The organism is Anaerostipes faecis, assembly GCF_910574135.1.
Lineage (GTDB): Bacteria > Bacillota > Clostridia > Lachnospirales > Lachnospiraceae > Anaerostipes > Anaerostipes hominis.
On the sequence record NZ_CAJSYK010000002.1, the window covers coordinates 251,879 to 264,240 of the forward strand.

11 protein-coding genes are annotated in these 12,362 nt (G+C 45.1%); all 11 read right to left on the reverse strand.

Annotated features, from left to right (window positions below; all coding sequences use genetic code 11):
• The gene (locus tag QGT46_RS03055) at positions 1-822 is read right to left on the reverse strand and encodes a sulfide/dihydroorotate dehydrogenase-like FAD/NAD-binding protein (protein WP_022261290.1); all 822 of its coding nucleotides are present in this window, start codon (positions 820-822) and stop codon (positions 1-3) included.
• A gap of 161 nt (positions 823-983) precedes the next feature.
• Positions 984-1,532 (reverse strand): hypothetical protein, encoded by a 549-nt coding sequence (locus QGT46_RS03060; protein ID WP_148459662.1) that lies wholly within the window; start codon positions 1,530-1,532, stop codon positions 984-986.
• Positions 1,533-1,716: 184 nt separating this feature from the next.
• The gene (gene groL, locus QGT46_RS03065; protein WP_006568088.1) at positions 1,717-3,345 is read right to left on the reverse strand and encodes a chaperonin GroEL; all 1,629 of its coding nucleotides are present in this window, start codon (positions 3,343-3,345) and stop codon (positions 1,717-1,719) included.
• Between the two features lie 21 nt (positions 3,346-3,366).
• Complete coding sequence (locus QGT46_RS03070) at positions 3,367-3,639, reverse strand: co-chaperone GroES (protein ID WP_006568089.1); 273 nt, start codon at positions 3,637-3,639, stop codon at positions 3,367-3,369.
• Between the two features lie 143 nt (positions 3,640-3,782).
• Complete coding sequence (locus QGT46_RS03075) at positions 3,783-4,373, reverse strand: GrpB family protein (protein WP_301589509.1); 591 nt, start codon at positions 4,371-4,373, stop codon at positions 3,783-3,785.
• A 166-nt stretch (positions 4,374-4,539) separates the two neighbouring features.
• Positions 4,540-6,198 (reverse strand): glutamine--tRNA ligase/YqeY domain fusion protein, encoded by a 1,659-nt coding sequence (locus QGT46_RS03080; RefSeq protein WP_024726810.1) that lies wholly within the window; start codon positions 6,196-6,198, stop codon positions 4,540-4,542.
• A gap of 54 nt (positions 6,199-6,252) precedes the next feature.
• On the reverse strand, positions 6,253-7,608 hold the full coding sequence (gene radA, locus QGT46_RS03085) for a DNA repair protein RadA (RefSeq protein ID WP_024726809.1): 1,356 nt from the start codon (positions 7,606-7,608) through the stop codon (positions 6,253-6,255).
• A 15-nt stretch (positions 7,609-7,623) separates the two neighbouring features.
• Entirely contained in the window at positions 7,624-8,037 is a 414-nt protein-coding gene (locus QGT46_RS03090; protein WP_024726808.1) for a hypothetical protein, read from the reverse strand.
• A 56-nt stretch (positions 8,038-8,093) separates the two neighbouring features.
• On the reverse strand, positions 8,094-10,556 hold the full coding sequence (locus tag QGT46_RS03095) for an ATP-dependent Clp protease ATP-binding subunit (protein ID WP_024726807.1): 2,463 nt from the start codon (positions 10,554-10,556) through the stop codon (positions 8,094-8,096).
• Positions 10,557-10,565: 9 nt separating this feature from the next.
• Positions 10,566-10,943, reverse strand: a complete 378-nt coding sequence (locus QGT46_RS03100; protein WP_024726806.1) for a GntR family transcriptional regulator — start codon at positions 10,941-10,943, stop codon at positions 10,566-10,568.
• Between the two features lie 131 nt (positions 10,944-11,074).
• Positions 11,075-12,346, reverse strand: coding sequence for a phosphoribosylamine--glycine ligase (gene purD, locus QGT46_RS03105; RefSeq protein ID WP_024726805.1), 1,272 nt, complete (start codon positions 12,344-12,346; stop codon positions 11,075-11,077).
• Positions 12,347-12,362 lie beyond the last annotated feature (16 nt).

Below are 12,362 nucleotides of genomic sequence, written 5' to 3' on the forward strand. Positions count from 1 at the left end.
CTATTTACCCCTCCCAATCTTACACTCGTGTTCTTCTTCTCTGAACATTGTCTGACGTTTCATGCACTCATCAAAATCCACCTGGAATCCGTCAAAATCCGGTCCGTCCACACAGGCAAACTTCGTCTCTCCGCCTACTGTGACACGGCATCCGCCGCACATACCGGTTCCGTCAATCATGATCGGATTCAGGGATACCATGGTCGGAATATCATGCTGTTTTGTAATTTTTACAACGTTTTTCATCATGATCAACGGTCCGATCGCGATGACTTCGTCGTACTTCACGCCTTTTGCAATCTGATCTTCCAGAACATTCGTAACGAATCCTTTTGTTCCAAGGCTTCCGTCATCTGTGGCAATAAATACATTTTCACAGAACTCTTCAAATTTTTCCTTTAAGATAACAAATTCTGCACTCTTGCCTCCGATAATAACATCAACAGGGACTCCCATTTCGGCAAGTTTGCGAAGCTGAGGATAAAGAGGTGCTGCACCGACTCCTCCTGCCACACCTAAAACTCTCTCTCGTTTATGTAAGATGGACGGCTGTCCAAGAGGACCTACAAAATCGGCTACATAGTCTCCCTCTTTCTTCTTGCTTAATAATTCTGTGGAATATCCGACAACCTGATAAATGATCGTGACTGTTTCCTTTTCTCTGTCATAGTCTGCGATAGTCAAAGGAACTCTCTCACCTTTTTCATCAACACGGATAATAATGAACTGACCTGGTTCACACTTCCTTGCAACGAATGGTGCGTGAATTTCCATCAATTCAACCAAGTTATTAAGTGTCTCTTTTTTTACTATTTTATACACCAACTACACCTCTTTCTGCATCTTTTAATATCTTTTTTATTATATCGTGAAACTGTTCAATAGCAAAGCATTTTTTTGAAATTCTTAAAATACTCTTAACAAATGAAAAAACCTGCCTTGTTTCTGCACAGAAAAAAGAAGAAAGAACCGGCTCCTTCTCCTTAAAATATTTTGTTTAATTTTACACTGTGATTTGTGACTGTCTTTTTCAACAGATCGACATCGTTCTCCAGAACTTCCTGTCTTCTTATAACCATCTTGTATCTGGATGGGTCTTCCCGGTTTTCGAAGAGTACATTTAATTTGGTGCAGATTTCATTTTCCAGGATCATATGAATATCGGAAAATCCAGCTTCCATTTTCGTTTTAAGATCAGATACCTCTCCTTCCGTTCGCTCCAAACGGGATTCTATGGAATTTGTCTTCTCTGATATAAAATCTATTTTTTCTGACATAAGATTTGACTTTTCTGTGAGAATATCAGTGCACTGCAAGAGCAAACTGTTCTGTTCACGTAATCGTCTTGTTGTCTGGTCTAACTGATCAGTTTTCCCTTCCAGAGCGGAAGTTCTTTCATTTTTCTCTGTCTTTACCGTTAGCAGATCAACTTTTCCCTCTACACGTCCCATTCGTCCGTCAAAGGCTGTCATACTGGAATTCACCTGCTGCATCAGATTATACATGTCTTTTATCATTTGTTCTTCCGGCAATTTTTTCGCCTCCTTCTTACATATTTTAGGAATTGTAAATATTATACTTCTTTCTTTACTCTTTGTCTACCCTTTTGTACTGAAATGCATTTTTTATGTCATGAAAAAAAGAAGGCTGACGAGTTTATCAGCCTTCTCTTTGTTTCTGTATCTCTTTTACAATCAAACACCTTATGGAATCCGATTACATCATTCCCATTCCCGGAGCTCCTGCTCCAGCCGGCATTGCCGGTGCATCTTCTTTGATATTAGCAACAACAGATTCTGTTGTCAGTAAGGTAGATGCAACAGAGGTTGCATTCTGTAATGCACTTCTTGTTACCTTAGCCGGATCAATGATGCCTGCTTCAATCATATTTACATATTTTCCATTTAATGCGTCGAATCCGAATCCAACTTCCTGCTCTTCAACTTTATTGATGATAACAGAACCTTCCAGTCCTGCGTTTGCAGCAATGTGGAATAATGGAGCCTGGAGAGCTTTTAGGATAATATTTGCACCTGTCTTTTCATCGCCCTCTAATTCTTCTGCCATCTTTGCAACCTTCTTGGAAGCGTGGATATAAGCAGAACCGCCGCCGAAAATAATACCTTCTTCAACTGCTGCCTTTGTTGCTGCCAGGGCGTCTTCCAGACGAAGTTTACTTTCTTTCATCTCTGTCTCTGTCGCCGCACCTACACGGATAACTGCAACACCACCGGATAATTTTGCGAGTCTTTCCTGTAATTTTTCTTTATCAAATTCAGAAGTTGTCTCATCCAGCTGACCTTTGATCTGTCCGATTCTTGCCTGAATTGCATCCTTGGACCCTTCTCCGTCAACAATAACTGTGTTTTCTTTTTCAACTTTTACAGATTTTGCACGGCCTAACTGATCGATCGTTGTTTCTTTCAAGTCTAATCCGACTTCCTCAGAAATCACAGTTCCGCCTGTAAGGATTGCAATATCCTCTAACATCGCTTTTCTTCTGTCACCGTATCCAGGTGCTTTCACTGCACACACAGAGAATGTTCCGCGCAGTTTATTAACGATCAATGTTGTCAGCGCTTCGCCTTCAATATCTTCTGCGATGATCAGAAGTTTCTTTCCGCTCTGTACGATCTGCTCTAAGATTGGAAGGATATCCTGAATATTAGAAATCTTCTTATCTGTGATCAGGATATATGGGTCTTCTAATTCAGCGACCATTTTTTCCATGTCTGTTGAGAAGTAAGCAGATAAATATCCGCGGTCAAACTGCATACCTTCCACTAAATCTAATTCTGTCTTCATTGTTTTAGATTCTTCGATAGTGATGACACCGTCGTTAGACACCTTTTCCATAGCATCCGCAACTAATTCCCCGACTTCCTCATCACTGGCAGAAATTGCAGCAACTTTTGCGATCTGATCTTTGCCGTTTACTTTGCTGCTCATTTCAGCAATAGCTTCCACTGCCGCATCTGTTGCTTTTTTCATTCCTTTTCTTAATATAATCGGGTTTGCGCCTGCCGCAAGGTTTTTCATTCCTTCATTTACCATTGCCTGGGCTAAAACAGTCGCTGTTGTAGTACCATCACCTGCAACATCGTTTGTCTTTGTTGCAACTTCTTTTACGATCTGAGCACCCATGTTCTCGAATGCATCTTCTAATTCAATCTCTTTTGCGATTGTCACACCGTCATTTGTGATCAAAGGAATACCAAAAGACTTATCTAACACTACATTTCTTCCCTTTGGTCCGATGGTAACTCTGACTGTATCTGCTAACTGGTTCACGCCTGCTTCTAATGCTTTTCTTGCATCAATTCCGTATTTGATTTCTTTTGCCATGATTCGTCTCCTCCAAAAATCCTATTCTACAACTGCTAAAATATCGTTCTGTTTTACGATAATGTATTCATCATCTCCACATTTTACTTCAGTTCCCGCATATTTGGAATATATAACTTTCTGTCCCTTTTCTACTTCCATTTTTACTTCATCCGTTCCAGGTCCGACTGCGACAACTTCGGCTTCCTGCGGTTTTTCCTGAGATGCTGTTGTCAACACGATTCCGGATTTTGTTGTAGTCTCAGCTTCCAGCTGTTTCAGTACTACTCTGTCTCCTAATGGTTTTAAATTCATATCATTACCTCCTAAAATTCAGATGAAATTCTTTTGTCTTATTTACCTGATTATTGTTAGCACTCACTCTCATCGAGTGCTAATTACAAAATATAGTATAACACCCCTTCAAAAAAATGCAAGGGCTTTTTTGAAAATTTTTTTCACTTTTCCCCTTCCGGCCGATAGATATCTCCTAACTCCTTCCGGGCCTTTTTTGTGCACTCTCTCACGAAATCTGTCTTTGCCCTTGTATAGGCATCCCTGTCATGCTCATATTTTTTCTGAAGGCCGATCTTTAATTTCCCATATTCTTCTGCCGCTTCTCTGTGCCGTTTCAAATAATCCCGGAAATAAAGTTCATCCCAGTCTCCCGGATACCTTACATGGAGATGATAGACCCTCTTGGCAAATCCCTGTAAAGTATAACCTTTCATAAACATCATATGCGGAGGAGGATTCCCTGGTTTTTTCACATAGATATATCCTTCCTTCTCCAATCCCCGGATCAGCTGCTTCAGTTCGCAGTGTTCTTCAATCTCCAACAGGATATCAATAGTAGGCTTGGCCAAAAGTCCTTTCACAGCCGTGCTGCCGATATGGCTGATCCTCACCACCTGGTCCCGCCCGATCAAATGAAGCAGCAGCTTCTTCTCATTTTCATACATCTGCTTCCACTCTTCCTTATGGCCGCACAAAACGATGGGGAAAAGTTCCCACAGTTCTTCATTGGACATTTCCGTAAGGTTTTTCATCTTCTTCTCCTTCATTGTTCCCAAAATTAAAACAAAGTAGTCAAGCCCGCCTCATCTCCCCAACCCTCACCCGCGGAGCGTTTTTCATTTCTTGGGAAAGTTTGCAGAGCTTTCCTAAGAAATGAAAAGATAAGCCGTTGCAAAACAGCTTATCTTTCTTCTGCTCCTATTTAGGCTGATAAGAACTCTTCATAGAAACTATGCGGTTAAATACCATGTGGTCCTCTGAAGTATCTTTTGTATCCAGACAAAAATACCCCTGTCTGACAAACTGGAAGCTGTCTCCCGGAGCTGCCTCCTCAAGAGACGGCTCTACATAACAGTCCTTTAATATTTTCAGAGAATTTGGATTTAAATTGACAGATCCATCCTCGTTATACACGCCTTTTTCCTCGTCTACAATATTTTCATATAAACGGACTTCCGCCTTTTTGGCAAAAGGAGCAGCAACCCAATGGATGGTCCCCTTAACTTTTCGTCCGTCGGGGCTGTTGCCTCCTCTGGATGCAGGGTCATAGGTACAGTGTACCTCTGTGACATTTCCGTCCTCATCGGCCACATAGTCTGTGCAGGTCACAAAATATCCGTTCATCAGCCGCACTTCATTTCCGGGATACAGGCGGAAATACTTCTTAGGCCGCTCAATCTTAAAATCATCCCGCTCTATATACAACTCTCTGCAAAACGGCACCTTTCTCGTACCCATCTCTTCATTTTCCTGATTATTTTTTACTTCCATATATTCTACCTGATCTTCCGGGTAGTTTGTAATAACCAGCTTAATCGGATCCAGAACAGCTGATACCCTTGGCTTTTTCAGTTTCAGGTCATCTCTGATGCAGTACTCAAGCATGGCATAATCAACGGAGCTGTGACTCTTGGCCACACCAACCAGTTCCATAAACCTGCGGATGGATTCCGGCGTATATCCCCGGCGTCTCAATGCGGATAATGTAACAAGCCTGGGATCATCCCATCCATCCACGATTCCGTCATCTACTAACTTCTTAATATAACGCTTTCCCGTCACTACATTGGTCAGATAAAGTTTTGCAAACTCGATCTGCTTCGGCGGATGTAAGAACTCACACTCTTTTACCACCCAGTCATATAACGGCCTGTGATCCTCAAACTCCAGTGTACAGATGGAATGAGTCACGCCTTCAAAGGCGTCCTCCAGCGGATGTGCAAAATCATACATCGGATAAATGCACCAATCGTCACCTGTATTGTGATGCTCCATTCTGGCAATACGATAAAGGATCGGGTCTCTCATGTTCATATTACCGGAAGTCATATCAATCTTAGCCCTAAGCACCTTGCTGCCGTCTTCAAACTCTCCGTTTTTCATTGCACGGAATAATTCAAGATTCTCTTCCGGCATCCGGTCTCTGTACGGACTGTTTTTTCCCGGTTCCGTCAAAGTTCCCCTGTATTCCCGGATCTCCTCCGGTGTCAGATCGCACACATAGGCCTTCCCTTTCTTGATCAGGAACTCTGCACATTCATACATACGGTCAAAATAATCGGATGCAAAATAAATCGTCTGGTCATAATCTGCTCCGAGCCACTCCACATCCTCTTTGATCGAATCCACATACTCGGTTTTCTCCTTCGTCGGATTCGTATCGTCAAACCGGAAATGAAAATCTCCGCCGTACTCTTTGGCCAGTCCATAGTTTAAAAGGATTGATTTGGCATGTCCGATATGCAGATAGCCGTTTGGCTCCGGCGGGAACCTGGTAACAATTTTTTCGTATTTCCCTTCTTTCAGATCTTCTTCAATGATCTGTTCTATAAAATTTTTTGAGATCGCCTCTTCCATCGTGTCTCCATTCCTCCATACTTTTCGTTATTCTTTAATAATATAAGACATATTTTAAATACAATCAAGGGCTTCTCTTACATTTGCGACGCCCAAAAGCCGCATGTTTGTCCTGATTTTTAAGCTGTCAACATTTGCCTTGGGAAGGATGCAGGTTTTAAATCCAAGCTTTTCCGCCTCTTTGATCCTCTGGTCTCCCTGGGATACTCTCCGGATTTCGCCTACCAGCCCAACTTCCCCAAAGATGATCGTATCTTCCGGCAGAGGCATGTTTTTATAGCTGGATGCAATGGCCAGAATAATTCCAAGGTCAATAGCCGGTTCTCCCAGCCTCATGCCTCCGGCCAGGTTCACATAGGCATCACAGCCGCCCAGCTGGAGACCGACCCGTTTTTCCAAAACTGCCATGAGAAGATTGACTCTATTGTAGTCAATTCCCACCGCTGTTCTCCTCGGCATCTGAAAGCTCGTGGGAGAGATCAGTGCCTGGATCTCGATGAGAATCGGCCTGGTTCCCTCCAGGGAACATACTACCACAGAACCGGAGGCGTCCACAGGGCGTCCGTTCAGCATCATCTTGGACGGATTCTCCACCTCTGCCAGGCCATCTGCGCACATCTCGAACACTCCGATCTCATTTGTGGAGCCGAAGCGGTTCTTCACTCCCCTCAGAATCCGGTATGCCGCCTCTCTCTCCCCTTCAAAATAAAGGACCGTATCCACCATATGCTCCAGTGTCCTGGGCCCTGCCACGACACCTTCCTTTGTCACATGTCCAACAATGAAGACTGCGATATTTTCTTCTTTTGCGATCCTCATCATCTGAGCCGTCACTTCCCGGACCTGAGATACACTTCCCGCCGCGGCGGTCAGCTCTTCACTGAACATCGTCTGGATGGAGTCTATAACGACAAACTCCGGGTGGACTTTGCGGATTCCCTCGAGGATCTCCTCCAGGATCGTCTCACAAAACAGCAGAAGTTCATCCTCAAATGCCCCGATCCTCTCTGCCCGCATCTTGATCTGATGTGCGGACTCTTCCCCGGAAACATATAAAACTTTCCGCCTTGCATTTACTAAATTCCTGCATACCTGGAGCAGCAGGGTGGACTTTCCGATGCCCGGGTCCCCGCCAACTAAAGACAGAGAGCCGGTCACAATTCCTCCTCCGAGGACTCTGTCCAGCTCACCTATGCCTGTCGGAATACGCTCCTCACTCTTTATAGAAATTTCTGACATATTCATAGGAGAGGCAGAAGCCCGCCTGGGCTTTGCCCCTCCCTTTTTTGTCACTGATTGTTTTTCTTCTACAAAGGTATTCCACGATTTGCAGGCCGGACACTGTCCCAGCCACTTGGATGATTCATGTCCGCAATCACTGCAGAAAAAGACGGTTTTTGCCTTTGCCATATCAGTTCCTGCTCCTTACTGTTTCTTCACGCGGACCATGGCTGTCATGCCCGGATTCAGTTCCACACTCAGAATAAGTTTGCCTCCGAGATTGGCCTTCATGTTTCCAACATTTGTATTGTCTATATATACGCGGTACTCCTGTTCAGGCTCCACCTCGAGTGTTACCTGAACATCTTCTGATGCCTCGATCTCAAATGCCACTCCGTCTGTTGTTGCAGCAAAATTGTGGACTGCGGAGCCCGGTACAGATTCAAAGATCAGCTGTCCGTTTTTGTCCAGCTTCGTCATTGTCTTGAAGGTCTTAACTTTGTACATATCCCCTTCAAACTCGATCTTGTCCTTTTTGGCTTTCGTATCTAATGTGTAATCTCCGAAGCTTAATGTCCCATTTTCTTCGCTGCGAAACAACTCTGTTACCACTGACATGTTCTTATCCTCCTATTAAATCTGCATTTGTTATTTTATTATATAATATTTCCTACTTATTTACTAGCATCCTTTATCGAAAAAGTAAGGTTTTTGTCTTTTGCTCCAATCGTAAGCGCTGCTCCGTCCCGAAGCTCACCGCTTAAGATCTTATCTGCCAGAACGTCCTCGATCTCGCTCTGAATCACACGGCGCAGCGGTCTTGCACCGTACGTCTCACTGTACCCTTTGTCTGCCAGCAGTGAGACGGCATTCGGCGTGATCTTCACCGAGATCCGATGGTTTTTCATCAGCTGTTCCTTCACATTGTTCAAAAACAGTTTTGCAATCTCCCGGAGCTCATCTTTCGTCAGCATGGTAAATACGATCGTCCCGTCTATCCTGTTCAGGAATTCGGGCTTGAAAATCTGCCGCACCTCCTCCATCACACCCTGGGTCATCTTCTCGTGATTCTTTTCCTTATCGGAAGTCCTCACAAACCCAAGCTGTTTCGGAGAAATGATCCTGGACGCGCCCGCGTTGGAAGTCATAATAAGCACTGTGTTTTTGAAATCGACCTTTCTTCCGTTGGAGTCCGTGATGTGTCCGTCATCCAGCACCTGGAGCAGGATATTAAATACATCCGGATGCGCTTTTTCTATCTCATCCAGCAGGATAACGGAGTATGGATGCCTTCTGACCTGCTCGCTCAGCTGCCCGCCTTCTCCGAACCCGACATATCCGGGAGGCGATCCGATGATCTTTGATACGCTGTGCTTTTCCATGTATTCGGACATGTCTACGCGGATCAGGTCCTCTTCCCTTCCGAACATGGCTTTTGCAAGACTCTTGGAAAGCTCCGTTTTCCCCACACCGGTAGGTCCTAAAAACAAAAAGGAACCGATGGGGCGCTTTGGATCTTTCAGTCCGACCCTGCTGCGCTTTATGGCTCTGGACACAGCTTCCACTGCCTTATCCTGTCCTATCACCTGTTTGTGAAGAGTTTTTTCCAGATTTCTAAGTCTCTCCATCTCTCCCTGTTTCAGCTGGCTCACTGGAATCTTGGTCCAGAGGGAAATGATCTCCTCCACATCTTCCATCTCAATGGAAGGTATTTTCTTTTGCTGGTTTTCCATCCTGCGGTACTTCTTTTCAAGACTTTTGCCGAGCTCCTCTTTTTTGATCTTCAGTTCTCTGGCTTTTTCAATCTGCCCGCTGCTGATGTAAGCTTCCATTTCTTTTACAATCTGCTTTTGCTGCTCCTGTTCCTCTTTCATATCCGCCGGCACTTTCAAAGACTTCATCCGCTTTTTGGCACAGGCCTCATCCAGGACGTCGATCGCTTTGTCAGGCAGAAACCGGTCATTGACATACCGGCAGGAAAGATCCACCGCATAGGAAGTCACCTCTTCCGGAATCAGAACTCTGTGGTGAGATTCAAACTTATATTTGAGCCCTTCAAGGATCTTGACTGCTTCTTTTGCCGAAGGCTCCTCCACCAAAATAGACTGAAACCTTCGCACAAGTGCTGCATCCTTCTCAAAGTACTTGGTATATTCTTCACTGGTCGTGGCCCCGATCAGCTGAAAGTCTCCCCGGGCAAGGGAGGGCTTCAGTATGTTGGATGCGTCCATGGCTCCCTCAGAACCTCCTGCCCCGATCATCGTGTGGATCTCATCAATAAAGAGGATCACCGAAGGATCTTCCGTCACCTCAGAAATAATCTGTTTCATCCTCTCCTCAAACTCCCCACGGTACTTGGTCCCTGCGATCACTCTCGTCAAATCGAGGGAGAGCAGTCTCTTATCCTTCAGGTTGAGCGGCACGTTCCCCTGCACGACCCTCGCAGCCAGTCCCTCCACGATAGCGGTCTTTCCCACACCCGGATCTCCGATCAGACAAGGATTATTTTTGGACCTCCTGCACAATACCTGCATCAACCGCTCCATCTCTTCTTCTCTTCCGATCATTGGATCCAGTTCATCGTCTTTTGCCTTCTGGGTCAGATCCGTGCTGAACTTTTCTAAAATACTTTCTCCGGCTCCGTCTTCCGCAAAATAATCATCCGGCGAACTGTTGGAAAATTCATTCTTGGCAGATTTATAATCGATTCCCATGGTTACCAATATATCAATAAATATGGCGTCCACCGGAATTTTCTGCTGTACCAGTAACTGGACCGCCTCATTTTCGCCGTCCTTCAAAACCGCCAGCAGCACATGCTCTGTGCCGAGCACATCACTTCCGTACTTGACTGCCATCTGGGCGGCAAGGCTTAAAATCTCCTCTGCTCTGGGGGTAAAAGTGTTTACCTTTGTACGCCTCTTTTTTTCTGCGGTACGCGCCTTGAAAGCTTCTGAAAAGATCTCCTCAGACACCCCGTGCATCTTCAGTATCTCACAGGCCAGGGACCCCTTCATTTTAAACAGTCCCAGCAGAAGAGACAAAGTTTCTATATGTTCCGCTCCAAGCCTTGCGGATATCTTCCCCGCCTCCTCCAATGCATGGCTTAAATATCTGGTAAGTGGTAATTTTCTCATTCTGTCCTCCTAATTTCTGTCAAGCTGCCCATATACGTGGTCGATCAGCTGATATAATTCTTCTCGCGTCACACCCTTGCAGATGGCCTGAGCCACCAAAATCTGAAGGCTGTTTTCCAATTCCTCCAACTGTTTTGCCTTTTCATTGGCATCCACGCTTACGACTGCGCCTTTCCTCCGGTCCAGCTTCAAATAGCCTTCTTCTCTTAATATAGCATATGCTTTATTTACCGTATGCATGTTTACACCTAAGATTTGTGCCAGCTGGCGCACCGACGGCAGGGACTCGCCATCCTGGATGTCGGAACACGCAATCCCGACGATGATCTGGTTTCTCAATTGAATATAAATGGCCTGATCGCTGTTAAAATCTACTTCAAGCAGCATTTTCATCCCTTCCTTCTTTCATATCTTTTGTTATACTTAGACTATAATAAATAGCACGGAATGTCAATGTAAAAAAATAGAGAAGCAGGACAAAGAATCTCTACTCTGTCCTGCTTCCCAGACATAAATCATTACGCCTCGTCGATGGCCTTTCCTATGTCATTTCTCTTGTATTTATTTTCAAAATCGATCCATTCCGTAGCCTTATATGCATTGCTGCGGGCACCTTTCAGGTCATCACCCTTTGCCACAACACCAAGAACCCGGCCGCCGTTGGTCACGATCTTGTCTCCGTCAAACTTTGTCCCTGCATGGAACACATAGTATCCATCCTGGCCTTTAAACTTATCGAGTCCCCTGATCTCAAAACCTTTCTCATACTTTTCCGGATATCCGTCAGATGCAAGCACCACACAGACTGCAGCATTCTCTTCAAATTCCAGAGTAACATCGGAAAGTTTTCCGTCAATACAGGCTTCCATCACTTCAATCATGTCATTTTTCATCCGGGGCAGGACCACCTGCGCCTCCGGATCTCCGAATCTGGCGTTATATTCCAGTACCTTCGGTCCGTCTTCTGTAAGCATCAGCCCTGTGAACAAAATTCCTGTGAACGGACGTCCTTCAGAAGCCATGGCATCCATCGTCGGCTGGTATATATACTTTTCACAGAATTCTTCCACTTCTTTTGTGTAGAATGGACTCGGAGAAAAGGTCCCCATACCTCCGGTATTGAGTCCTTGGTCTCCGTCTTTGGCACGCTTGTGATCCTGTGCGGAAGTCATGCATCGGATTGTCTTTCCGTCGCAGAAAGCCAGTACGGAAACTTCCCTGCCGGTCATAAACTCTTCGATGACGATCTCATTGCCGGCATCCCCGAACTGTTTGTCTAACATTAAAGTCTTAACGCCTGCCTTTGCTTCCTCCAGAGTTTCACAGATCAAAACTCCCTTGCCCAGTGCCAGCCCGTCTGCTTTGAGCACGATTGGCATTTTGACCGTTTCAAGATAAGTCATCGCCTGTTCAGGATCTGTAAAATTCTCATAAGACGCCGTCGGAATCTTGTATTTTTTCATCAAGTCTTTAGAAAATGCCTTGGAGCCTTCAATGATCGCCGCATTTTTGCGCGGTCCGAACACTCTGAGTCCTTCAGCCTCAAAAGCGTCTACAACACCTCCCACCAGCGGATCATCCATTCCAATGATGGTCAGGCCGATCTCTTTTTCCTTTGCAAAAGCCACCAGTTTGTCAAACTCCATGGCTCCAATATCCACACACTCTGCAAATTCTGCGATTCCTGCGTTCCCCGGAGCACAGTAAATCTTATCTGCGTTCGGACTTTTTGCCGCTGCCCAGGCAATGGCATGTTCCCTTCCTCCGCTGCCAACAATCAGTATATCCATCTTTCTATCCTTTCTT